The organism is Clostridium sp. (assembly GCF_021443865.1).
Classification (GTDB): domain Bacteria; phylum Bacillota; class Clostridia; order Clostridiales; family Clostridiaceae; genus Clostridium.
The window spans coordinates 125,716-148,690 of the sequence record NZ_JABUTB010000015.1; the positions used below are offsets into that span (position 1 = coordinate 125,716).

Sequence of the window (22,975 nt, forward strand, 5' to 3'; positions counted from 1 at the left end):
AGAGCGTCACCTTGCCAAGGTGAATGTTGCGGGTTCGAGTCCCGTCTTTCGCTCCATAAAAAATGAATTTTAAAAGAAGTCTTTCAAGTTGAAGGACTTCTTTTTTGTGTTTTTTATGACAAATAAACACAAAATGAGTAGCAAATATATATAAATAATATATATTATTTATATTAAAAGTATACAATAATAGGGGCTAGTATATTGACTATTGGATACATAAGTGTTGTAATTTAGTAAAAATAGTGATAGAAATCAATAAAGCAAGTGATTCAATTTAACAAGAAAAAAGTAGATTTACTTACAATACATTGATTTTAAAACACAATAAAATCTCTGTAAGTATATTAAAAAATATACATATTATAACCATAGTTTTTATTTGACAATAGCAATGATGGTGTGTGATATGATTTATTTGCATTTAAATAATTCAGAATATTCAAAAAAATACAGAGAGAATTCATAGGAAAGGAGGTATAATTTATGAATACTAGGCGTGGTATGAATCCAAAGAAAAATACTACAAGATGGCTAGCTGTATCACTTATAGTATCCTTACTTCTAAGTTGCATAGTATCACCTATAAATGTAATTGCTGCAAAAGCGGAGGGCCTAGAGGAGGTAATTTCTGTAGAAAACTTAGAAGAAGAGTCTGACAATAAAGAAATTTTAACTTCTGATACTTGTGAAGATGAAAATCAAAATATAACCTGCAATGAGGATTTAGATTCTAAGATTATTGATGATAAAAATCTGAATGTGGAAAATATCAGTGATGAAAAGCTTAATAATGAAAAGCTTAATGATGAAAAGCTAGATTCTGAAAAACTTGATACTGAAAAGCCGAATGATGAGAAATTCAGTGATGAAAAGTTGAATGATGAAAAACTTGAAACTGAAAAGCTCAGTGATGAGAAAATAGAAATTGATAGTATTAATCAGAAGACAGGTAATACTGAAAAAGTAAATACTGATAATAATGAGAATTTAATTATTAATAATACTGATGAAAGTCAGAATGTTAGTACAGATGATGTTAATAATACTAAGGAAATCTTAAATTCTAATACTGTTAGTAATACTAAGGAAAATGAAGTTATTAAGAATGAAAATAACAATTTAATTACTAATACTGAAGCATCAAAGCAAAGTTCTCCTATTCTTCAAGTAAAAGAAAGTGGAATTCAAGCCTATGCTAATGTAAATACAGTAAGTTATACAGCAGAAAATTTCTTTGAAGCAAACTTCATTAGTACAAATGGACACTATAATTCACTTGGAGTTTTTGTAAATTCTGATGGAAATTCATATTTATTAATGCAAGTTTTGAAAAGTGGAAATATGCAAGCTATAGATCATATCTATTTAAATGGAGATAGTGAAATTGATATTAAATTCTTAGAAAGAATTAAGGAATCTAAGATTATAATTAGTGTTCCAGGAGATAACATTGAGTATAACAATGGGTATGGTTTCATCGTAATAAAGCTGGGGGATTTTAATAGTGTTGTTGGTGATGATTTTCAATTTACATTAACTATTGATACTAAGACTGGTGGAGATGGACATGCTTGGGATATAAATAATGCAGGAATAAAAATTAATATTGAATATTATATAGAGAAAACAGCAAGGCCTACATCTGCAACAATAGGAGATGAAATAACATATACAATAACTATTTATAATAAAAGTGAAATTGCACTTTCAGGAATTAATGTAATAGACGATGTTCCTCAAGGATTAACTATAACAAAGATAAATGGAAATGCTATTACACCATCCGTTAGTGAAGGAACTGTTACATTAGAAGAAGGTGTTACTTTACCAAAAGGAAGTAATGATAACCCATCAAGCAAAACTTATACTATAACTGCTTTGGTAAATGATGCTGCAGTAGCAGGAAAAATTGTTAATACAGCTACTATGGAAAGTAAATCTGTTCTTCCAAAATCAGATACAGCTGATGTGGATATTAATGCTAATAAGGTTACTGTAAAAAAAATAATAACTGGTAATATGAGTGATCCTGAAGATACCTTTGGATTTAATGCAACAGTTAATAGAATTAATAATACAAATACAGAGTATAGTAAAAATTATGAATTCGTATTAGGAAATAATGGAGAATACTATATTAATCTTCCTAATGATGGAACTTTTGCATTATCAGAAATAGATCCAGAAGGATATAACGTTACAATAAAAATAAATAATGAAGATATTATAAATGCTAGTGGTTGTAGTATTGATCTAAATAAAGATTATGGAAATAATATTGAAATAACTGTAACTAATAAAAAAGATGTAATTATAGATACTGGCATTATGTTAGATTCTTTACCTTATATTTCAATTCTAGCAATTGTAATAATTGGTATAGGAGCATTCTTCATTAATAAGAAAAGAAAAATAAATGACATTTAAGGGGGGCACATATGGAAAAAGTAATTGACAAAGCTTCTTATAATAAAAATATTGAAGTGCTTAATTTCCAGCAACAGAATATTATTCAATGGATAAAAAAGGTGAAGTTTAAAAAACAGCTTCTTGGTGGAGTAAGTGAAGAAGATGTGTGGAAAAAGATTACTGAATTAAATGATATGTATAATATTGCTCTTGTTGCTGAAAGAGAAAGATATGATGCCCTTCTTGAAGAACATGGTATTATGCATAGAGAAATTAGTGATTCCAATATTAATGCTATCTCTATGGAGGGGAAATAGCAATGACTAACAGGATTATAGAGACAAGCATAGAAGAAGCAATTAGAAATCGAAAAAATAATTTATATATCAAACTTGGATATCGTAGTTTAATTATTAGGATAGTCTTATTAATAATTATTTTATATATAGTGTTTTCTCAATTCTTTTTAATCAAACAAGTTACTGGGAATGGAATGTTTCCTGCTGTAAAAGATGGTGATTTAATAATTGGATTTAGAATGCAAAATAAGTATTTGAAAAATGATGTTATAGAATACAAATACAATGACTCAACTTATATTGGACGTATTCTTGCTTTGGAAAATGATGTAGTAAACATAAATGATAATGGAAAGGTAACTGTAAATGGAACAGTTCAAGATGGAGAAATTATGTATCCTACATATATTAAAGAAGAAACAGACTTAGAGTATCCATTTAGGGTTCCAGAGAATTGTGTATTTGTATTAGGAGACTATCGTACACAAACAGAAGATAGTAGAGACTTTGGATCAATATCTGTTAAAGATATTAAAGGTAAAATAATTACAATCCTTAGAAGAAGAGGATTATAAATTTATTAATTAAATTGTATGTTTTATCTTTAATTATAAGAGGGATTAAGATAAATAATAAAATATAAATTGGGGAGGAAGAAATTATGAAAAAGTTATTTAGTTTTATTTTATCATTAATTATGGCTTTAGGAGTGAGCACTGTTACCTTTGCAGATGATACACCACAGGTATATACAGATGAACCAAGTATACCAATTGCTAAAATCTATGAATTAGTAAATGATGGAGTTAGTCCAGCGGAAACTTTTGATTTTACAATCACCAAGGTTGGCGTAACTGATTCGCAATATACAAAGGATACTATGCCAATGATTACTCCAAATAATTATTCAATTACTTTTGGAAAAGGTGATGCTAATTCAGAAAGTACTACTGAAAATGAGGTTACTTTTGTAGGATGTAAAAAAACAGCTACTATAAATTTACCAACTTATAATCATGTGGGAATATTTACTTATGAGATAAAAGAAACTCCTAAAAATACTGCAGGTGTTACTTATGATGGGAATTCACTTTTCTTAAAGGTTACTGTTATTGAACAAAATGGTGAAAAAGTTAGAGTAACAGCTTTACACTATAAAACTGAAAATGGAAGTAAGACAGAAGGTATTACTAATAAGTACTCTGCAGGTAGCTTAGCAATTTCTAAAGAAGTTACTGGTAATATGGGTGAAACAGATCGTTACTTTAAAGTTAATGTTAAATTAACAGCTCCAGAAGGTAAGGATGTTAAGAGTACTATTACTGCAACTGGTGGTAAATATACAGAAGCTAAAGTATTATCAATAGGTGATAATGAATTAGAAATAAAACATGATGATACAATTACTATTAATAATATTCCATATGGAGTTACTTATACAGTAACAGAATCAGATTATACTGGTGATGGATATGATGCAGCAGAATACACTTATTCTGATGATGATAAGACAGTAGATACAGCTGAAGATACAGTTACAATTACAAATAATAAGGGTAAAGAAGTTGATACAGGAGTAATAGTGGACAACCTACCTTACATTGTTATCTTAGGTGTTGTTGCAGTTGGAATGGGAGTTTTATTTGTAAAGAGACGCACTGCAAACAGTAATAGATAATTTGAAAAATTAATTATTAATATTATATAGGTTTGAAGGGCAATTAAGTCCTTCATACCTATTTATCTTAAGAAATATTAAGGAGTGTGGCACAATGAGGTTTTCTAGGTTATTTCTCAGGGTGTCAAATGCCCTTATAACTTTTATTGTAGTAATGTTATTTTCTATTGCAGGTATTTACTCTGTTTATGCTCTTTGGGATAATCAACATATTTATGCAGAAGCAAAAAATGTTCAAGATGATATGATAGATTTAAAACCAGAAATTGATAGTGCAAAGGATAGATTAGCTTCTTTCCAAAAGCTATTAGCAATAAATAAAGATGTTTGTGCTTGGATTACACTAGATGGAACTCATATAGATTATCCAGTGGTTCATGGTGAAACTAATCTTACTTATATTAATACTGATGTTTATGGTGATTTTTCATTAGCTGGAAGTATATATGAAGATTCTCGTTGTGATGAACATTTTACTGATAAATATAGTTTGTTATATGGTCATCATATGGCTCAACATAATATGTTTGGTGATCTTGACTTATATAAGGAAGAAAAATTCTTTAAAGAGAATAAAACAGGCACTTTAATTTTACCTGATAGAGGATATGATTTAAAAATATATGCTTATCTACTAGAATCTGCTTCAGAAGATATGATATATGAAAGAGTACAAAGAAATGCTGATATAAATAGCTTACATAATTATGTAGAGAAACATGCAATTTATATTCATAAAGATACCTTTGAAGAGGCTAAAAATAATGAGGATAAGCAAATTTTAGCATTAACTACTTGCTCTAGTGAATTTACTAATGCAAGAACCATTGTTCTGGCTGTGATGGAAGAACACAAGTCAGCAGAATAGGAGGGATGGTGAGGATGAGGAGAAATGTAAAAAATGTAATAATTACTTTGCTTATGGTAGTAATGTATTTTGTGATAGTAACTCTGCCTGCTATGGCGGAAGAATTACCAATAACAAAAGTAAAACTTTCTGTTTCTTTAGAGGGTACATTACCTACTGAAGCAGAGAAGTTTACATTTAATCTAAAAGCAGATAATATAAAGAATCCAATGCCGGAGGATACTATAAATGAAGTTTATAGTATGACTTTAGCTGGTGAAGAGACAACTTCCTTCCCTGAAATTATTTTCTCAAATGTAGGAGTATATAACTATACAATTTGGCAAGAGGAAGGAAAGAATGCAGATTGCACTTATGATAATAGTATTTATAATCTTATAGTTTACGTAACTAATAAAGAAAATGGTGAGGGCTTAGAAGCTACTTCAGTTCTTTATAAGGATAATGAATCAGAAAAGTTAGATGAAGCAAAATTTCATAATATTTACAAAACAATTACTCCTATAAAAGAAGATGTTATGTCTATAACAGATATAGTTCAAGAGAAACCTGTAAATACTGGGGATCAATCTAATATAATTTTCTGGGTTATATTAAGTTCTATTGGAGCAATAGGAATACTTTATATAATATTATCTGCAAATAAAAAAAGTGAGAAGAATTAAATTGATAGTAAATAAAAGGCAGTAGCTATGTAATATCATAACTACTGCTTTTTTTATTAACTTTTATTTAAGTTTTGATTCGTATTGTTCTACCATTCTTTTAACCATTTCTCCGCCAACGCTACCGCATTGTTTAGAAGAAAGATCTCCATTGTAGTCTGAGAATGGTACTCCCATTTCATTAGCTACTTCATTTCTGAATTTAGATAATCCTTGTTTTGCTTCTGGAACTAATTTTGTACTACTTGCCATAATAAATTCCTCCTTAAAAGTTAATACAAAGCTTTTTAATGACTTTGTACTATTATGTTATGTAATAATAATTTCTATAAACTATAAAATTAATTACAATAAAGGAAGTGAATTCTTGTTGAGCATAAAAATAGTACAAACTATCCTAATAATGGATAATTTCTAATTAAAAAATATTTAAGTAGTTTTTTTATTTAAAAAGAGCTGTACACTTATTTAAGTGATACAGCTCTATAAAATCTAATTCTTATGTTAATATTTTTTAAAAACTTTTCTTTTGCATTTTAAATATTGCTATTACTATTGGAGTTACAAGTAAAGCTGACAAAATAGCTTCAGCAAGTCCATTAGTGGCTATTACAGTTAACAGAGCGGTTGAAACTGCACTTACTGAATTTGATAAGATAGTACCCTTATCCATAAGGATTTGAGCATAATCTTTAAAGTAAATTAAGTAAATAGTACCAAGCACACCAATTGTATTTACTAAAGAGCCACAAATTGCAGCAATAGTAATTGATATTTTAACATTTTTAACCTTATTTTTTATAAGTTTAAAAATATAATAAGATATAACACCAATTAGAACTCTAGGAACTACAGATACTAATGGGTTATAAAAAAATGGTGACATTGGTGTTGGAGCTGTTATATTTTGATAAATTGAGAATAAACCAAAAATTAAACCTATAGAGCCTCCAACTATTGGTCCTTCAATTATAGCTCCAATTATTACTGGTAAATGTAAAATTGTTAGTTTAAAAAGTGGTAAAGGTATAAAACCAAGCCCTGTTAATCCTAGAAACAAAGAGATACCGGATAACATTGCTATTATTACCATCTTCCTAACGTTTTCGTGAGATTTCCCCACCCCTCTAGTGTTTAACATATTAACTCCTCCGTTCTTATTCCTTATACAAGGATATAATTCGGCAAAAAATAAATTTTTGCAAAGTTCGGTTTCAAAGAATACCGACTCTTATAATTTTACCATATACAAGAAAGGTGTAAAGTAGAAAATATTAAGAAAATATTGAATTTTTATTATATCTGTTATATATTATATATAACAGATATAATAATGAGAGGTGTTAGTATGTTAGAAATAAAAAACTATTCAAAAGCATATAAAAATGGGAAAAAAGCTGTAAATAATATTTCTCTTAAGGTAAATGATGGTGAGATATTTGCTTTCATTGGTCACAACGGAGCAGGAAAAACTACAACCATAAAATCTGTAGTTGGAATATTAGAGTTTGAAGAAGGTGATATATTAATTGATGGAGTATCTATAAAGAAAGATCCTATGAAATGTAAAAGCAATATAGCATATATACCAGATAATCCAGATATTTATGAATCATTAACTGGAATTCAATATTTAAATTTTATTTCAGATATTTTTAATGTTTCAAAAAGTGATAGAGAAAATTTAATCAAGTATTATGCTGATAAATTTGAGATAACAAATTTCTTAGGTGATTTAATATCCTCATATTCTCATGGAATGAAGCAAAAGTTAGCTATTATTTCAGCTTTAATTCATAAACCAAAGCTACTAATTCTAGATGAGCCTTTTGTCGGGTTAGATCCAAAGGCATCACATACATTAAAAGAAGAAATGAAGTCCTTATGTGGTAAAGGAGTATCAATATTCTTTTCAACTCATGTATTAGAAGTTGCAGAAAAGATTTGTGATAAAGTAGCCATAATTAAGGATGGAGTTATAGTTTCACAAGGTAAGATGGATGAAGTAAAGGGAAATAGTTCATTAGAAGATATATTTATGGAGTTGATAGATAATGAGTAAATTAGTAAGTCTTTTAAAAATAAATTTTATATCCTCTATGGGTATAAATAAATTTACTAAAGAGAAATCAAAAGTAGAAAGAAATAAAGCTATTCTCTTAGCTGCAACAATTGGGTTTACTATGATTACACTTTTAGCTATGTCAGTATTATATTTTAGCCTTTTAGCTAAGGGATTACAACAATTTGGATTATTAGATATTCTTTTAGTTGTAGGATTTATAGTAACTTCAGCAATGATACTTTTTACATCAATATATAAAGCTCAAGGGGTATTATTTTCTTTTAAAGATTATGATTTGTTAATGAGTTTACCAATTAAGAAAAGTGATATTTTAATATCAAAAATCACAGAATTACTTGTAGTTAATTATTTCTTTTCTCTATTTGTTTTATTGCCATCTGCAATTATATACTTTAAATATAGCAATGTATCACTAGTATTCTTTTTAAATTTAATATTAGTATATTTAACACTACCACTTATTCCTATAGTAGTTTCTTCAATAATAGCCTTTGGAATAAGCTATATATCCTCAAGAATGAGATATAAAAATTTAGTGATTATTCTAGGAACCTTGGCAGTTGTATTTTTATTATTAATAGGTTCCTTTAAATCAAATGAACTTATAAATTCCTTTATTGCTAATAGTAAATCTATAAGTGAAGGAATATTAAAAATATATCCTCCAGCAATTTTAGCGGTAAGAGGTTTAGCAAATAATAGCTTTATAGATATTTTATTATTTGTTATATTGTCAGTATTAGTATTTACTTTATTCATATTAGTATTTAGTAAAAGCTTTAAGAGTATAACTTCAAGATTACAAGAAAGTTATAAAAAATCTAATTATAAAATGAAAGAGTTGAAAGGCTCTACACAATTAACAGCATTAATAAAAAAGGAAATAAAAAGATATTTTGCTTCACCTATATATGTAATTAACACAATTATTGGTCCAATATTATTGCTTGGAATGTCAATAGCTACTATATTTATGGGGGATGAAGTCCTTGCCACTATTCTTGAAGTAGAGATTGTAAAAGAAATTATACCAGTTTTCGTTATAGTTGTTGTATGTTGTATTTTAGTATTATCTTGTACAACAAACTCATCAATATCATTAGAAGGAAAAAATTTATGGATATTAAAATCAAGTCCAATAAAGCCAATAGTAATATTTAAAGCTAAAATAGCCTTAAATTTAATTTTAATTCTACCAGCTTTATTAATTGCAGATATAATTTTTGCCTTTTCATTAAAGCTATCAGCTATTCAATTTATTTGGCTTATAGTTATATCAGGTATATTTTCTTTAATTGTTCCAATATTAGGAGTTATAATAAATTTATTATTTCCTAAATTTAATTGGGTTTCAGAAACAGCTGTAGTTAAACAAGGTGCAAGTGTACTTATCCAAATGTTAATTTCAGCAGTTATAGTAGCAATCCCAGTCTTAACATTTATTTATGCTAAGATACAAACTATAAATTTATTATTATTAGGAACTTTAATTTATGAATTAATAGTATTAGCAGCTTCAGTAATTATCTTAAATACCACTGCTGTAAAACTATTTAACAAACTATAGAAATATAATTAATAATGCACAATGCGTAATGCATAATTAAGGTGAAAACTCCTTCGGAGTTTTGTAAAATGAAATAATGAAAAGCCTCTTTGCCGAAGCAAAATTGGCATGAAAAAATGAAAGAATTAAAGGAATAAATTCATTCTGAATTATTTCCACAATTATGCATTATGCATTATAAATTATGCATTAGAAAAGGGGTGATTTAATGATTTTGAGAATAAACTTCGATTCAGAAGTTCCAATTTATATTCAGATAAAAAATCAAGTTATTGAGGGGATAGCTAAAGGCGAGATTGACATAGAAGAGGAACTACCATCTGTAAGAGCTTTAGCAGAGGATATAGGTGTAAACATGCATACTGTGAATAAGGCATATAATATACTAAAAGAAGAAGGCTATATAAGAATTGATAGAAGAAAAGGTGCAGTAGTTTCTTTAAATTTAAATTCATCTAGAGAAAGATTTGAAGAAGATTTAAAGGATAACTTATATTATTATATGGCTCAATGCTTTAATAGAGGAATTAATAAAGATGAAATTAAGGATTACATAGAAAAAGTATTCTTAGAATTTGATGAAAAGTAGGTGTGGGCTATGGAAAAGATAATAATTATAAGTTGTACCATTATTACAAGTCTAATTTTGTTTTTTTCAACTTTTCTTGTAAATAAATTTTCTAATAACGGAATAATATTTGGAGTTAGAGTTCCAAAGGAATATGAAAAAGATGAAGATATATTAAAGTTAGAGAAAGAATATAAGAGAAATTATTTGGTTTTCATTTTACCATTAATTCTTATAATTAATATAATAGTTCTTTTTAATTGGAAAGTATCTACATTTGTATTACTAACTTTTCTTCTAATAATAGTTTGTAATATTCCAGTGATTATATATTGGAAGAAAACAATGAAATTAAAAGAAGAAAAGGGATGGCATAAACTTGGGAAAAATGTAGTCTTTGTTGATACTTCTATTAGAAAGCCAAAGAGCATAGAAGATAATGTGGTAATAAAAACTAAGGCTTTTATGATGGTATTATTATTCCCGTTAATAACATTTATAGTAACTCTTATAGTATACAAAAATGTTCCAAATCCTTTTCCTATTCATTATAATGCAGAGGGAATAGCAGATAGTTTTGTAAATAAGGAAGGATTTATAGGCTTTTTCTATTTAGCTATATTACCAGTATTAACTCAAACAGGAATGATAATATTCTTAGCATTAGTTAATAAATTTGCTATAAATGGTAAGGTTGAAATAAATAGTGGAACTTTAGAGGAAATAAAGGAACAAAGAAAAACCTTTAAAAGAATTAATTCTATTTTATTATTTATATTAACTTTAGAAATTTCAATTATGTTTACCTTTATTCAATTCAGCACCATTTTTTCATGGAATGTAAAATTTATAAATATAATTTTCTTACCTGTAATTTTCTTAACTACAATTATATTTTCAGTAATTAGTTATAAAATAGGACAAGGTGGAAAAAATATAAAAATTAAAAAAGAAGATAAAGAAATATATAGAGACGATGATAAGAATTGGCTCTTAGGTAATTTTTATTATAACAAAAAAGATCCAAGCATCTTTATAGAGAAAAGAGTAGGTATTGGTTGGGATGTTAATTTAGGGAATCCAATTGGATTGATAATAATGATATTACCTCTTATTTTAGTTATAGTATCATTTATATATTTAATAGTAATGGGAGTATAAATTGTAGGAGGTGTTCTTATGAATAATATAGAATATATTATAGGTTTTAATATTACAATTATATCTCTAGGGGTATTATCATATTATTTAAATAGTTTTTCTAATAATGGGATATATTTTGGAGTTCGTATTCCTAAAAGATTTATAGAAATGAAAGAACTTAAAGATTTAGAAAAGGAATATAAAAGAACTGTTTTAGTATCCTTTTTGATACTTATAGTTCTTTTTAATATAGTTTTATTTATAAATAGAAATAGTAGTGAAGATATAGTATCTATAATATTAGGGGTTACTACCATCCTATCTATAATAATACATGGGATAATTTATTCTGTACACAATATAAAACTTAAAAAAATTAAAGAAAATAATAATTGGAATTATAAGGGCAATAATGTCGTAATAGTAGATACCACCTTAAGAAAGCCAAAGAAAGACGAAAGGTATAAACCATTAAAAGAGTGGATGTTTCTAATACCAATTATTATACCAATAAGTATGATATTATTAACTTATATAAGAAGAAATGAATTAATAGATTCAATCTTTTCTAATATATATAGGTTTCCTTTAATAGGAATAATAATGTGCTTATTTATGTATTTTTTAGCAAAGATAAGCTTAAGATCAAGAGTAGATTTAAATAGTACAAATATTGAAAGTACAATTACATATAAGAAAAAAATAAGAAGATTAATATCATTATTTTTTTTAATAAATGAGTTAGAGATTCTTATTCTTTATTCAGTAATTCAATTTGGGATTATTTATGATTTTTATTCTGAAAAGTTAATTTCACATATAAATTCATTTATATCAATTAGTATGGTTATTTTCTTATTAGTATTTATTACAATGGGAATAAAGGAAAGAGATAACAAGAAAAATGATAACCAAGAAGAAGTTTACAATGATGATGATAGTAAATGGATACTTGGAATGTTTTATTATAACAAAAAGGACCCAGCTTTTATCATTGAAAAAAGGGTAGGACTTGGATATACAATTAATTTTGCTAATAAATTTTCTTTAATATTATTACTTTTACTTATATTATTTAGTATTTTTATGGCATTTATTTAATAACTTTTATGAGAAAAGGAGGGTTTTATTATGGTCAATAATTTATCAATTATTTTTATGGGAATTAGTTTAATTTTATCTTTAGGATTACCTATTGGGGGAATTATCTATTTAAAGGTTAAGCATAAAGTAAGCTTAAAAGTTTTCTTTATAGGGATGTTAGCTTTCTTTATTGCTGTTCAAATTTTAGAAGCTCCTATCCACAATTACTTTTTAAACATTAATGTAAATACTTCGGCGTTTTTACTAGGTAATCCAGTGGCATATATGGTTTATGGTGGATTAATGGCAGGGATTTTTGAGGAAACAGCAAGATTAATATCCTTTAAGTATTTAATAAAAGATAGAAATGATATAACAGCAGTGACATATGGAGTTGGACATGGAGGAATAGAAGCTATATTAATTGGAGGAGTTAGTAGCTTAAATGCTATTGCTTACTCCCTTCTTATTAATAATGGTGGTTTTCAATCAACAATGGAGAAGGCTTTAGTTTCAGAGGAAGTAATTAGTACAACCTATGAGCATTTTGTAAATAGTAGTTCAATTTTATGGCTAATCCCAGGAATAGAAAGACTAATAGCTATAATTATTCATGTTTCTTTATCTATAATAGTTTTTTATGCTGTAAAAGAAAGAAAGTATATTTACTTTATTTTAGCAATAGTAATTCACGCATTTATAAACTTTCCAGCAGCACTTTACCAAGCAGGTGTTATAAGCAATGTTTATATAATAGAATTCATAACATTTATAATTGCAATAACGTTAGCATTCATAACTTTTAAAAAGTTAATAAAAAAAATCCCTAATAATGATGAATTTATTTAAAAAAACCTTTATAATAATGTTAATATGTTAAAATTATGCAAAATAATTATGCATTATGCATTAAACTAAAGGGGGCTAAGTATGAAGAGTTTAATTATTAGAAAGGCAAGAGCCGGAGATGAATTAGGAGTTTTAAATTTAATAAAGGAAGTTTTAGAACCTTATGGATTAGAATTGAATCCAGCAGGAGAAGACTTAGATGTTACTAATATACCTAAATACTATATGGAGAATCATGGGGATTTCGAAGTTATAGAATTTAATGGTAATATAATAGGAAGCTATGGAATCTACAGAATAGATACAGAAACATGTGAACTTAGGAAAATGTATCTGAAGAAGGAATTTCAAGGTATGGGGCTTGGAAATATAATGATAGAAAATTCCTTTAAAATTGCAAGAACATTAGGTTACAAAAGAATAACTTTGCAAACCAATTCTCTTTTATATAAAGCAACAAAATTATATAAAAAATATGGATTCGAAGAGCTAAAGGAAGAAGTATGTAAAAGATGTGATTTAGCAATGGTTAGAAATATAGCTTAAAATATGTGTTTCTAGTAATTAAGAGAGGTTGTTTATGAAATATTATGATACAAATATAGAAAATTTAAGGATTAGAGAAACAAATGAAGAGGATTGTAGCTTTATATTATCTCTAATTAAAGAAATTGCAGAGTATGAAAAAATGTCAGATCAAGTAGTGGCTACTGAAGAAAGCCTAAGAGAATCTATATTTAAGAATAAAAGAGCTGAAGCAGTAATTATAGAGCAAGATGGCAAAGCTGTAGGGTATGCTTTATATTTTTATAATTTCTCAACTTTTATTGGCAAAAGTGGATTATACTTAGAAGATATTTTTATTAAAAAAGAAGTTAGAGGAAAAGGTATAGGAAAGGAAGTTTTTAAATTCCTTGTTAAAAAGGCCAAGGAAGAAGGATGTAAAAGAATGGAGTGGTCATGCCTTAATTGGAATGAGCCATCAATTAAATTTTACAAATCTTTAGGGGCTACACCTATGGATGAATGGACTATATATAGATTAACTGAAAAAGAAATAAATAGATTAAATGAAATTGAGTAAGGAGCTGTTATGACAGCTCTTTTTTTCATATGCAATTATTAATTTGCTAAATTTTCTGATAATAATTGACAGGTAAAAAATCAAGGTGTATTATAGTTGTAATACTTTAAAGTGATAAAGTGATAAAGGAGGAGCTATGAATAAAAATGTTATTCCTGATGGTACAAGAGATTTAACTAATGAGGATTGTATTAAAAGAAATAAGATTATAAATACAATTAATAGTATTTTTATTTCTTGGGGATATAAAGAGGTCATTACACCAAGTATAGAATTTTATGACAGCTTTAGATATGAGTATTCAGGATTAAGAGAAGAAAAAATTTATAAGTTTTTTGATTCAAAGGGAAGAATATTAGCATTGAGACCTGATATGACAATTCCAATAGTAAGATTAGTTTCTACAAGGTTTAAGGATATAAATGAAAGTATAAAGTTAAGATATACTTCAAATATATTTAGAGTTTTTGAAGACTTTAGTGGAAAAAGAAATGAATATACTGAATGCGGTATTGAGCTAATTACAAAGGAAAAAAACTTTTCAGATTTAGAAGTATTAATAATTGCCATTGAAGCATTGAAAAAAGTAGGAGCTAATAATTTTAAGATAGAAATTGGGGAAGCTAACTTTTTTAAAGCTGCTATAGAAGATTTAGACATATCTAATGAAGAAAAGATTTTGTTATCAGAATTAATTGAAAATAAAAAGCTCCAAGAACTAAAAGTATTTTTAGAAGGATTAAATTTAGAGGATAAAATAAAAGACACCTTTTATAAATTACCATTAATATTCGGTGAAGGAATAGAAGTTCTTAATGATTATAAGGAAATATCCTTTAATAACAATATGCTAGAAAGTATAAAAACTTTAGAAAACTTAGCTTATAGATTAGAAGCTTTAGGCTACAAAGAATATATAACCTTTGATTTAGGTATAACAGCAAGGGTAAATTACTACACCGGAATAATTTTTAGGGGCTTTATTAAGGGATCTGGTAGTGTTGTTTTAAGTGGTGGAAGATATGATAACTTAATAAAATCAGCTAAAAAGGGTTTTAATGCTATAGGTTTTTCTATTAATGTAGATGAACTAGCCAATATATTAACAATGAATTTTGATAAAAAAATTAAGTTTAAAATTCTCTTTAGTAAAGATAAAGAAATAGAAGCTATTAAAGAAAGTATTAGACTTAGAAATGAAGGCTTTGTAGTTGAATTAATCCCTTCAAATGAAGAAAAGGGAATAAAACTTTTAAGGGAGGAATGTTATGGGGATTAGTATTGCACTAACAAAAGGTAGATTGGAAAAGGAAGCTATTAATATATTCGAAGCTGCAGGATTTGGTGTTGATAATTTAAAAGATAAGGGGCGTAAATTAGTTTTTGAAGATACTAAATATGATATTAATTATTTTTTAGTGAAATCCAATGATTGTATAACCTATGTGGAACATGGAGTAGCAGATGTTGGAATAGTAGGACTAGATTCATTGCTAGAAAAAAATAATAATTGTTATGAGCTTATGGATTTAGGAGTAGGTAAATGCAAATTTATAGTTGCAGCTCTACCTGACAAAGACTTGTTTAAAATGAAGGGGCATATAAAAATTGGAACAAAGTATCCTAAGGTAGCTAAAGATTATTTTAAAGAAAATAACATAGATGTAGAAATTGTTAAAATAGAAGGTTCAGTAGAACTAGCACCAATTCTTAAGCTATGTGATGGGATTGTAGATATTATGGAGACTGGAACTACATTAAAGGAAAATGGTCTAGTAGTACTAAGAGAAATAAAAGATATTAGTGCTAGATTAATAGTAAATAAAGCTAGCTTTAAGCTTAAGAAAAAGGAAATTGACTTTATTTTAGAAAGTGTAAAAGAAGTACTAAGCAATAAATAAAGGGGAAGGGCTATGTTGAAGGTATTTGATTTATCAAAGGATAGAAAAGAAGATATTTTAGAAAAAATAAAAGGTAGAGAAGAAGAGAGCGATGTTTTAAATATCGTTAATAACATTTTAAAAGAAGTAAAAAAAGGTAGGGATAAGTCTCTAAAATATTATACAAAACTATATGACAAGGTTGATATAAAAGAACTTAAGGTTTCTAAAAATGAAATAGAAGAGGCTTTTAATGAAGTTCAAGAGGAATTTATCACTGCTATTAATGCTTCTATTAGAAATATTGAAGAATATCATAAAAAACAAGTTAGAGATGGCTATTCAATTAATAAGGAATTAGGAATATTTATGGGGCAGATAATATTACCTTTAGAGAGAATAGGAGTTTATGTACCAGGCGGAACAGCAGCTTATCCATCATCAGTTTTAATGAATATAATACCTGCAAAGGTAGCAGGAGTGAAAGAAATTGCAATGATTACCCCACCTAATTTAGAAGGAAAGATAAATCCTTATATATTAGTTGCTGCAAAATTATCAGGTGTTGATGAAATTTATAAAGTTGGTGGAGCACAGGGAATAGCAGCTTTAGCCTATGGAACAGAAAGTATAAAAAATGTAGATAAGATAGTTGGACCAGGAAATATATATGTAGCCACAGCTAAAAAGTTAGTCTTTGGTGATGTAGATATAGATATGATTGCAGGACCTAGCGAAATACTAATAGTGGCAGATGAAAATGCAAGTAGCAAATATATTGCAGCAGATTTAATGTCTCAAGCTGAACATGATAGGTTGGCATCATCTATTTTAGTAACTACTTCTTATAAAAAATATGAAGAGGTCTTAAAAGAAGTTAATAAACAAATAAGTACATTAACAAGAAGAGAAATAATAGAGGAATCTTTAAATAACTATGGTTTATGTATTATCTGCAAAGATATTAATGAAGGCATAAAAATATCAAATGAAATTGCCCCAGAACACTTAGAGTTAATGGTAGAAAATCCAATGGAATATCTAGGCTTAGTAAAGAATGCAGGATCAATATTTTTAGGATATTATTCTCCAGAACCATTAGGAGATTATTATGCAGGACCAAATCATGTTTTGCCTACTAATGGTACAGCAAGATTTTCATCACCATTAGGTGTAGATAGCTTTATTAAGAAAAGCTCATACCTACATTATTCAAAAGAGGCATTAAGCCTGGCTGGAGATAAAATAATACTTTTGGCTGAAAAGGAAGGTCTAACAGCTCATGGAAATTCTATAAAGGTGAGGTTAGAAGATGATTAAAGATATAGGTGTTTATTCAAAAAATAATAATAATAAAATAAGATTAAATAGTAATGAAAGTCCAGTTGAATTAAAAGGGGAGAAGCTTAATGCCTTGCAATATATTTTAAAAAATATTGAGTTAAATAGGTATCCAGATAGTAATAGTGATGCTTTAAGAGAAGCTTATAGCAAATATGTAGAAGTTAAAAAAGAAAATATAATTGCAGGTAATGGTTCAGATGAAATGCTGAACTTAGTTATAAGTAAAGTTATATCTAAAGGAGATAAGATACTAACCCTAAGTACAGATTTTGGAATGTATGACTTTTATACAAATATAAATCAGGGGGAAGTTATTAAGTACAATCTTGATTTAGATAAGGGCTTTAATGTAGATGATTTTATAAATTTAGCACTAGTAGATGATGTTAAGCTTATATTATTTTCTAATCCTAATAATCCAACAGGTTATGGATTCACTATTAAGGATATAAGAAAAATCCTTGATACCTTTAAGGATAAGATTATTTTAGTAGATGAAGCTTATTATGAATTTTATGGAGAATCTGTTATTTCACTTATAAATGAATATAAGAATTTACTTGTAACAAGAACTTTATCAAAGGCATGGGGATTAGCCGCTTTAAGAATCGGATTTTTAATAGGAAATGAAGGGCTTATAGAAGAACTTTTAAAGTATAAAACTCCTTACAATATTAATTCTTTATCTCAAGAAGTAGCAATAAGTTATTTAAAGAACAGTAAGGAATTACTATATAATTTAGAAATTATTATTTCTGAAAGAGAAAGTTTATATAAGGCATTAAAAGAAATAGAAGAGGAAATTTTTAATAAATATAAGGAATGTAAAATTAAGTTTTACCCTTCTAAAGGGAATTTTATATATGGCAAAACTACAATTAAAGATAAGCTAATTGAAATTTTAGAAAAGGAAGATATAAATATAAGATATTTTCAAGATGATAGCTTTAGAATAACTATTGGCTTAGAAGAAGAAAATTCAAAGCTTTTAGAAGCAATAAAAAAGATTTTATTATAAGGAGGTTTCTATGGATAGAATAGCTAGTATAAATAGAATAACAAAAGAAACTAATATTTCCTTAAAAATAAACCTAGACGGTGATGGGACAAGCAATATAAAAACACCTATAGGCTTTTTAAATCATATGCTTACATTGTTTTCTTTTCATAGTTCTATAAATATAGATTTAGTAGCAGAAGGAGATATTGAGGTTTGTGATCATCATTTAGTTGAAGATATAGGAATTTCTTTAGGAAAGGCAATAGAGGAAGCTTTAGGTGAAAAAAAAGGAATAAATAGATATGGAAATTCTTTTCTGCCTATGGATGAAGCCTTATGTCAGGCAATATTAGATTTAAGTGGTCGCAGCTTTTTACATTTTGAGGGTGATTTTAAAAGAGAACAAATAGGTAGTTTTTCAACAGAAATGACTAAGGAATTTTTCAGAGCTGTGGCTATGAATTCTAAAGCTACATTACACCTTAGGATTTTATATGGAGAAAATGATCATCACAAAATAGAATCTATGTTTAAGGCTTACGGAAGGGCTTTAAAAGAGGCAATTTCTTATAATGAAGATAGAGAAATTGTAATGTCTACAAAGGGCTCATTAAATATTTAGCAAGGATGTGATGTTATGATTGCTATTATTGATTATGGAATGGGAAATTTAAAAAGTGTAAAAAATGCTTTAGATTTTTTAGGTATTCCATCAATTATTACTAAGAATAAAGAAGTAATAAAAGCTTCAAAGGCAATTATATTACCAGGAGTTGGTGCCTTTAAGCAAGCTATGGATAATCTGAAAAATGATAATTTAGATATATTTATAAGGGATTTAGCTAAGGATGGGAAAATAATTCTTGGAATATGCTTAGGAATGCAAATATTATTTGAAGAAGGTTTTGAAGGAGAAAGATGTAGGGGATTAGGACTTATTAAAGGTAATATAAGAAAAATTAAGCCAAAGGAAAAGGTGAAAATTCCACATATGGGATGGAATAAAATATTTATTAACAACAATGATGATGTTATTAGTGGAATATATGGGGATAATTTCCTGTACTATGTGCATAGTTTTATGGCATGTGATTATAATGAAGAAAATCTTATTGCCTATTCTGATTATGGTGGAGTTAAGATTCCAGGGATAGTTAAAAGAGATAATATAATAGGAATGCAATTTCATCCAGAAAAAAGTGGAGAAGTAGGGCTTAATTTATTAAAAAAATTTGGGGAGATGATAAAGTGAAGGTAATTCCAGCTATTGATATTATTAATGGAAAAGCAGTTAGATTATTTCAAGGTGATTATAATAAAACAGATTATATAGGAGAAGATGTATTAGACTTAGCAAAATATTTTGTAAATAGCGGTGCGGATTTAATTCACTTAGTGGACTTAGATGGAGCTAAAGTTGGAAGATTAGTTAATAAAGAAATCATATTAGAAGTAGTGAAAACTTTAAATATAGATATTGAAGTTGGTGGAGGAATAAGAAATTATGATGATATTAAAGCTTTAATAGAGGGGGGAGTAGCAAGGGTTATACTTGGTACTGTTGCTATAGAAAATAGAGATTTATTAGAAAAAGTAGTAAAAGACTTTGGAGATAAAATTGCTGTGGCTGTAGACTTTAAAGATGGCTATATTTGCACAAAAGGTTGGATAGATAAAAGTGATGTTCATTATATGGACTTAATAAAGGATATGGAAGCAATAGGTGTAAAAAATATTATTGTTACGGATATAAGTAAAGATGGCACTTTAGCAGGAAGTAATGTAGGCATAATAAAGGATGTAAGTAAAGCTACTAAAATTGATGTAACAGCTTCTGGGGGAGTTAAAGATATTAATGATATTATAGCTTTAAAAGCTCTAGATGTTTATGGATGTATAGTTGGTAAAGCTATTTATTCAAAAACTATAGATTTAAAAGAAGCTATAAATCTATGTAAGTAGGTGATTAAATGCATACTAAAAGAATTATTCCTTGTCTTGATGTTAAAGATGGAAGGGTAGTTAAGGGAATTAATTTTGTAGGGCTAAAGGAAGTTGGTGATCCAGTAGATTTAGCAGAGGAATACTATAAGCAAGGAGCTGATGAATTAGTATTTTTAGATATAACTGCAACTCATGAAAAAAGAAAGACAATAATAGATGTGGTTGAAAGGGTATCAGAAAAAATATTTATTCCTTTTACTGTAGGCGGTGGTATAAGTACTATTGAAGAAATTAGTGAAATATTAAGGGCTGGAGCAGATAAAATAAGTTTAAATTCTGCAGCTATTAGAAATCCTAAATTAATTGAAGAGGGAGCTTACTACTTTGGAAACCAATGTATGGTTTTAGCTGTTGATGCAAAGAAAAAAGATAAAGATAATTGGACAGTTTACATAAATGGTGGAAGAGTGGATACAGGAATAGATTTATTTAAATGGATAGAGGAAGCCTATAAATTAGGGGCAGGAGAAATATTATTAACTTCAATGGATGCTGATGGTACGAAAAATGGCTTTGATATTGAGGTTACAAAGAGGGTTAGCACTATAGTAGATATTCCAGTAATTGCTTCTGGTGGCTGTGGGAAAATTGAGGATTTTAAAGAGGTATTTATAGAAGGACAGGCTGATGCAGCACTAGCAGCTTCTTTATTTCATTATGGTAATTTAAAAGTAAGGGAAGTTAAAGAATATCTTAGAAAAAATAATATAGAGGTTAGGTTATAATTATGGATTTTGATATTGAATTAATAGATTTTAATAAGGGAAATGGATTACTTCCTGCCATTGTTCAAGATTATAAAACTAAGGAAGTATTAATGCTTGCATATATGTCAAAGGAAAGTCTAAAAAAGACCTTAGAAGATAAAACTACTTGGTTTTATAGCAGAAGTAGAAATGAGCTTTGGAATAAAGGTGCTACCTCTGGAAACTTTCAAGAAGTGAAAGAACTATATTTAGACTGTGATTTAGATACCTTTTTAATTTTAGTTAATCAAAAGGGAGTAGCTTGCCATACAGGTGAAAGAAGTTGTTTCTTTAATAAGTTATTATAAGGAGGAGAAAATGAACAGTATTATATTAGAACTTTACGATGTTATAAAGGATAGAAAAGATAATAGAGATGAAAATTCTTATACAAGCTATTTATTTAATAAAGGAATAGATAAAATCCTAAAGAAGTTTGGAGAAGAAGCTACAGAAGTTATTATTAGTGCTAAAAATAATAGTAAAGAAGAAAAAGTATTAGAAATTGGTGATTTAATTTATCATTTATTAGTATTAATGGTGGAGTCAGGTATATCCCTAGAAGAGGTAGAAGAAGAACTAACTAAGAGAAGAAGTAAAATAAACAATTTAAAGGGAGAAAGAAAAGAAATAGAGAAACTATAAATAATTAACAATGCACGTAAATAATGCACAATGCGTAATTGATAATGCATAATTAAGGAGATAACTCAGGCGAGCTGAGTTATGAAAGAATAGAATAAGTAATGAAAAAAATGAAAGAATTAAAAAATGAAGGTTTTATTTAAAATTAGAATTTTAAATATTAATGAAAGAATGAAGTTTTATTTGGAATTTAAAGAGGTACTATTTAGTAAGCAGAGTTACGAAATGGTACCTTTTTTATATAAGTTTAATTATAGTGAATAGAGAATTATGAGTATTATTAAATTTTGATAGCTTATAAATGGTTTAATACAGTAAATTTTAATTTATTCGTGAAGAGTGCATTTATTGAAATTAGATATACACAAAATAGAATAATAATATTTGCTTTAATAAAAAGAAGATAAGTTTAAAAAAAGATGATTTAGATTATTTATTAATTACTATTATATTATCAGTAGGTTTCTTTTTATTTAATACTATACAGTTTTATATTCCTTTCTTTTATGAGAATTCTAATAATGCATTAAATATTTCAGGAGAAGTTATAAATAAATTAAATAGTTCTATTATGTATGTAGCTTTGGCATGTTTAATTGGCCCTATTTGTGAGGAAGTATTATATCGCGGTATTGCCTTAAATTTATTTGAAAAGTATTCAAATTATAAATGGGGAATTATATTGAGTTCTTTATGTTTTTCAATTGGACATTTTTCAGTAGCTTCCATATTTATATTTCCAGCATTTATAGTTACAGGATATATTTATTATAAAAAGAAAAACATTATTTACCCAATAATTTTTCATGTGACTAATAATTTGCTAGCTTATTTTTTTCAAAAAAGTGGAGTACTATCACCTGGTAAGAATATATTACACTTTACAATAATAGGTATAATTCTTATTATTTTAGGGGGAGTAATGTTGTTTTATAAAAATAAAAGAAATGAAGCCAATGATTAATGCTCATTGGATTTTACTTTTATTAAATAAACTAAAATATATATCTTTTTAGTAATTCCTTTGGAATTACATCAATAATTCTACATTTTA

Annotated in this window: 27 protein-coding genes; 25 read left to right on the forward strand and 2 right to left on the reverse strand. The window is 27.3% G+C overall.

The annotated features are described in order from the left end of the window. Positions 1 to 486 precede the first annotated feature (486 nt). From HUJ77_RS04375 to HUJ77_RS04400, 6 genes are all read left to right on the forward strand, one after another. Positions 487 to 2,430 (forward strand): hypothetical protein, encoded by a 1,944-nt coding sequence (locus HUJ77_RS04375; protein WP_291707356.1) that lies wholly within the window; start codon positions 487 to 489, stop codon positions 2,428 to 2,430. A gap of 11 nt (positions 2,431 to 2,441) precedes the next feature. Beyond that, the gene (locus HUJ77_RS04380) at positions 2,442 to 2,729 is read left to right on the forward strand and encodes a hypothetical protein (RefSeq protein WP_291707357.1); all 288 of its coding nucleotides are present in this window, start codon (positions 2,442 to 2,444) and stop codon (positions 2,727 to 2,729) included. 2 nt (positions 2,730 to 2,731) lie between these two features. After that, positions 2,732 to 3,286 carry a signal peptidase I gene (gene lepB, locus HUJ77_RS04385; protein ID WP_291707358.1) on the forward strand — a complete coding sequence of 185 codons (555 nt, stop codon included), beginning with the start codon at positions 2,732 to 2,734 and terminating at the stop codon, positions 3,284 to 3,286. An 86-nt stretch (positions 3,287 to 3,372) separates the two neighbouring features. After that, on the forward strand, positions 3,373 to 4,389 hold the full coding sequence (locus HUJ77_RS04390) for a DUF5979 domain-containing protein (protein ID WP_291707359.1): 1,017 nt from the start codon (positions 3,373 to 3,375) through the stop codon (positions 4,387 to 4,389). A 121-nt stretch (positions 4,390 to 4,510) separates the two neighbouring features. Further along, the gene (gene srtB / locus HUJ77_RS04395; protein ID WP_366032769.1) at positions 4,511 to 5,257 is read left to right on the forward strand and encodes a class B sortase; all 747 of its coding nucleotides are present in this window, start codon (positions 4,511 to 4,513) and stop codon (positions 5,255 to 5,257) included. A gap of 14 nt (positions 5,258 to 5,271) precedes the next feature. Beyond that, positions 5,272 to 5,922: an FctA domain-containing protein gene (locus tag HUJ77_RS04400; protein WP_291707361.1), complete on the forward strand. Its 651-nt coding sequence runs from the start codon at positions 5,272 to 5,274 to the stop codon at positions 5,920 to 5,922. 63 nt (positions 5,923 to 5,985) lie between these two features. On the opposite strand, the gene HUJ77_RS04405 is transcribed toward HUJ77_RS04400, so the two are convergent. Next, positions 5,986 to 6,174 carry an alpha/beta-type small acid-soluble spore protein gene (locus tag HUJ77_RS04405; protein ID WP_291707362.1) on the reverse strand — a complete coding sequence of 63 codons (189 nt, stop codon included), beginning with the start codon at positions 6,172 to 6,174 and terminating at the stop codon, positions 5,986 to 5,988. 262 nt (positions 6,175 to 6,436) lie between these two features. Next, complete coding sequence (locus tag HUJ77_RS04410) at positions 6,437 to 7,063, reverse strand: ECF transporter S component (protein ID WP_291707363.1); 627 nt, start codon at positions 7,061 to 7,063, stop codon at positions 6,437 to 6,439. Positions 7,064 to 7,270: 207 nt separating this feature from the next. On the opposite strand from HUJ77_RS04410, the gene HUJ77_RS04415 reads away from it, so the two are divergent. The 19 genes from HUJ77_RS04415 (at position 7,271) to HUJ77_RS04505 (ending at position 22,885) form a co-directional block, all read left to right on the forward strand. Then, positions 7,271 to 7,984 (forward strand): ABC transporter ATP-binding protein, encoded by a 714-nt coding sequence (locus tag HUJ77_RS04415; protein WP_291707364.1) that lies wholly within the window; start codon positions 7,271 to 7,273, stop codon positions 7,982 to 7,984. Further along, positions 7,977 to 9,575 carry an ABC transporter permease gene (locus HUJ77_RS04420; protein WP_291707365.1) on the forward strand — a complete coding sequence of 533 codons (1,599 nt, stop codon included), beginning with the start codon at positions 7,977 to 7,979 and terminating at the stop codon, positions 9,573 to 9,575. Before HUJ77_RS04415 ends, HUJ77_RS04420 begins: the two co-directional genes overlap by 8 nt. Positions 9,576 to 9,783: 208 nt before the next feature. Further along, the gene (locus HUJ77_RS04425; RefSeq protein WP_291707366.1) at positions 9,784 to 10,164 is read left to right on the forward strand and encodes a GntR family transcriptional regulator; all 381 of its coding nucleotides are present in this window, start codon (positions 9,784 to 9,786) and stop codon (positions 10,162 to 10,164) included. 9 nt (positions 10,165 to 10,173) lie between these two features. Beyond that, on the forward strand, positions 10,174 to 11,304 hold the full coding sequence (locus HUJ77_RS04430) for a DUF5808 domain-containing protein (protein ID WP_291707367.1): 1,131 nt from the start codon (positions 10,174 to 10,176) through the stop codon (positions 11,302 to 11,304). Between the two features lie 18 nt (positions 11,305 to 11,322). Next, the gene (locus HUJ77_RS04435) at positions 11,323 to 12,387 is read left to right on the forward strand and encodes a DUF5808 domain-containing protein (protein WP_291707368.1); all 1,065 of its coding nucleotides are present in this window, start codon (positions 11,323 to 11,325) and stop codon (positions 12,385 to 12,387) included. A 30-nt stretch (positions 12,388 to 12,417) separates the two neighbouring features. Continuing rightward, complete coding sequence (locus HUJ77_RS04440) at positions 12,418 to 13,218, forward strand: YhfC family intramembrane metalloprotease (RefSeq protein ID WP_291707369.1); 801 nt, start codon at positions 12,418 to 12,420, stop codon at positions 13,216 to 13,218. A gap of 81 nt (positions 13,219 to 13,299) precedes the next feature. Continuing rightward, a complete protein-coding gene (locus HUJ77_RS04445) occupies positions 13,300 to 13,764 on the forward strand; it encodes a GNAT family N-acetyltransferase (RefSeq protein ID WP_291707370.1) in 465 nt (154 codons plus the stop codon). A 34-nt stretch (positions 13,765 to 13,798) separates the two neighbouring features. Then, the gene (locus HUJ77_RS04450; protein ID WP_291707371.1) at positions 13,799 to 14,302 is read left to right on the forward strand and encodes a GNAT family N-acetyltransferase; all 504 of its coding nucleotides are present in this window, start codon (positions 13,799 to 13,801) and stop codon (positions 14,300 to 14,302) included. A 136-nt stretch (positions 14,303 to 14,438) separates the two neighbouring features. After that, positions 14,439 to 15,581 carry an ATP phosphoribosyltransferase regulatory subunit gene (gene hisZ, locus HUJ77_RS04455; RefSeq protein ID WP_291707372.1) on the forward strand — a complete coding sequence of 381 codons (1,143 nt, stop codon included), beginning with the start codon at positions 14,439 to 14,441 and terminating at the stop codon, positions 15,579 to 15,581. Then, a complete protein-coding gene (gene hisG, locus HUJ77_RS04460; protein WP_291707373.1) occupies positions 15,571 to 16,203 on the forward strand; it encodes an ATP phosphoribosyltransferase in 633 nt (210 codons plus the stop codon). The genes hisZ and hisG overlap by 11 nt, the downstream gene beginning before the upstream one ends. A gap of 12 nt (positions 16,204 to 16,215) precedes the next feature. Continuing rightward, a complete protein-coding gene (gene hisD, locus HUJ77_RS04465) occupies positions 16,216 to 17,502 on the forward strand; it encodes a histidinol dehydrogenase (RefSeq protein ID WP_291707374.1) in 1,287 nt (428 codons plus the stop codon). Further along, a complete protein-coding gene (gene hisC / locus HUJ77_RS04470; protein ID WP_291707375.1) occupies positions 17,495 to 18,544 on the forward strand; it encodes a histidinol-phosphate transaminase in 1,050 nt (349 codons plus the stop codon). The genes hisD and hisC overlap by 8 nt, the downstream gene beginning before the upstream one ends. A gap of 10 nt (positions 18,545 to 18,554) precedes the next feature. After that, positions 18,555 to 19,148, forward strand: coding sequence for an imidazoleglycerol-phosphate dehydratase HisB (gene hisB / locus HUJ77_RS04475; protein WP_291707376.1), 594 nt, complete (start codon positions 18,555 to 18,557; stop codon positions 19,146 to 19,148). Positions 19,149 to 19,163: 15 nt separating this feature from the next. Continuing rightward, positions 19,164 to 19,778, forward strand: coding sequence for an imidazole glycerol phosphate synthase subunit HisH (gene hisH / locus HUJ77_RS04480; protein ID WP_291707377.1), 615 nt, complete (start codon positions 19,164 to 19,166; stop codon positions 19,776 to 19,778). Continuing rightward, on the forward strand, positions 19,775 to 20,488 hold the full coding sequence (gene hisA, locus HUJ77_RS04485; RefSeq protein WP_291707378.1) for a 1-(5-phosphoribosyl)-5-[(5-phosphoribosylamino)methylideneamino]imidazole-4-carboxamide isomerase: 714 nt from the start codon (positions 19,775 to 19,777) through the stop codon (positions 20,486 to 20,488). The genes hisH and hisA overlap by 4 nt, the downstream gene beginning before the upstream one ends. Positions 20,489 to 20,496: 8 nt before the next feature. Then, positions 20,497 to 21,255 (forward strand): imidazole glycerol phosphate synthase subunit HisF, encoded by a 759-nt coding sequence (gene hisF, locus HUJ77_RS04490; RefSeq protein WP_291707379.1) that lies wholly within the window; start codon positions 20,497 to 20,499, stop codon positions 21,253 to 21,255. Then, positions 21,252 to 21,584, forward strand: a complete 333-nt coding sequence (hisI, locus tag HUJ77_RS04495) for a phosphoribosyl-AMP cyclohydrolase (RefSeq protein ID WP_291707391.1) — start codon at positions 21,252 to 21,254, stop codon at positions 21,582 to 21,584. Before hisF ends, hisI begins: the two co-directional genes overlap by 4 nt. A gap of 10 nt (positions 21,585 to 21,594) precedes the next feature. Beyond that, complete coding sequence (hisE, locus tag HUJ77_RS04500) at positions 21,595 to 21,921, forward strand: phosphoribosyl-ATP diphosphatase (RefSeq protein WP_291707380.1); 327 nt, start codon at positions 21,595 to 21,597, stop codon at positions 21,919 to 21,921. Positions 21,922 to 22,492: 571 nt separating this feature from the next. Beyond that, positions 22,493 to 22,885: a CPBP family intramembrane glutamic endopeptidase gene (locus HUJ77_RS04505; RefSeq protein WP_291707381.1), complete on the forward strand. Its 393-nt coding sequence runs from the start codon at positions 22,493 to 22,495 to the stop codon at positions 22,883 to 22,885. Positions 22,886 to 22,975 lie beyond the last annotated feature (90 nt).

Bases quoted from the DNA above. Each gene is read 5' to 3' on its own strand.
- hisE (WP_291707380.1), top strand. From the start codon at position 21,595: ATGAACAGTATTATATTAGAACTTTACGATGTTATAAAGGATAGAAAA.
- HUJ77_RS04415 (WP_291707364.1), top strand. From the start codon at position 7,271: ATGTTAGAAATAAAAAACTATTCAAAAGCATATAAAAATGGGAAAAAA.
- HUJ77_RS04400 (WP_291707361.1), top strand. From the start codon at position 5,272: ATGAGGAGAAATGTAAAAAATGTAATAATTACTTTGCTTATGGTAGTA.
- HUJ77_RS04440 (WP_291707369.1), top strand. From the start codon at position 12,418: ATGGTCAATAATTTATCAATTATTTTTATGGGAATTAGTTTAATTTTA.
- hisB (WP_291707376.1), top strand. From the start codon at position 18,555: ATGGATAGAATAGCTAGTATAAATAGAATAACAAAAGAAACTAATATT.
- HUJ77_RS04450 (WP_291707371.1), top strand. From the start codon at position 13,799: ATGAAATATTATGATACAAATATAGAAAATTTAAGGATTAGAGAAACA.
- hisC (WP_291707375.1), top strand. From the start codon at position 17,495: ATGATTAAAGATATAGGTGTTTATTCAAAAAATAATAATAATAAAATA.
- HUJ77_RS04425 (WP_291707366.1), top strand. From the start codon at position 9,784: ATGATTTTGAGAATAAACTTCGATTCAGAAGTTCCAATTTATATTCAG.
- lepB (WP_291707358.1), top strand. From the start codon at position 2,732: ATGACTAACAGGATTATAGAGACAAGCATAGAAGAAGCAATTAGAAAT.
- hisD (WP_291707374.1), top strand. From the start codon at position 16,216: ATGTTGAAGGTATTTGATTTATCAAAGGATAGAAAAGAAGATATTTTA.
- HUJ77_RS04390 (WP_291707359.1), top strand. From the start codon at position 3,373: ATGAAAAAGTTATTTAGTTTTATTTTATCATTAATTATGGCTTTAGGA.
- HUJ77_RS04430 (WP_291707367.1), top strand. From the start codon at position 10,174: ATGGAAAAGATAATAATTATAAGTTGTACCATTATTACAAGTCTAATT.
- HUJ77_RS04380 (WP_291707357.1), top strand. From the start codon at position 2,442: ATGGAAAAAGTAATTGACAAAGCTTCTTATAATAAAAATATTGAAGTG.
- HUJ77_RS04435 (WP_291707368.1), top strand. From the start codon at position 11,323: ATGAATAATATAGAATATATTATAGGTTTTAATATTACAATTATATCT.
- HUJ77_RS04505 (WP_291707381.1), top strand. From the start codon at position 22,493: ATGTATGTAGCTTTGGCATGTTTAATTGGCCCTATTTGTGAGGAAGTA.
- HUJ77_RS04410 (WP_291707363.1), bottom strand. From the start codon at position 7,063: ATGTTAAACACTAGAGGGGTGGGGAAATCTCACGAAAACGTTAGGAAG.
- HUJ77_RS04375 (WP_291707356.1), top strand. From the start codon at position 487: ATGAATACTAGGCGTGGTATGAATCCAAAGAAAAATACTACAAGATGG.
- hisH (WP_291707377.1), top strand. From the start codon at position 19,164: ATGATTGCTATTATTGATTATGGAATGGGAAATTTAAAAAGTGTAAAA.
- hisF (WP_291707379.1), top strand. From the start codon at position 20,497: ATGCATACTAAAAGAATTATTCCTTGTCTTGATGTTAAAGATGGAAGG.
- HUJ77_RS04420 (WP_291707365.1), top strand. From the start codon at position 7,977: ATGAGTAAATTAGTAAGTCTTTTAAAAATAAATTTTATATCCTCTATG.
- hisZ (WP_291707372.1), top strand. From the start codon at position 14,439: ATGAATAAAAATGTTATTCCTGATGGTACAAGAGATTTAACTAATGAG.
- HUJ77_RS04445 (WP_291707370.1), top strand. From the start codon at position 13,300: ATGAAGAGTTTAATTATTAGAAAGGCAAGAGCCGGAGATGAATTAGGA.
- hisG (WP_291707373.1), top strand. From the start codon at position 15,571: ATGGGGATTAGTATTGCACTAACAAAAGGTAGATTGGAAAAGGAAGCT.
- HUJ77_RS04405 (WP_291707362.1), bottom strand. From the start codon at position 6,174: ATGGCAAGTAGTACAAAATTAGTTCCAGAAGCAAAACAAGGATTATCT.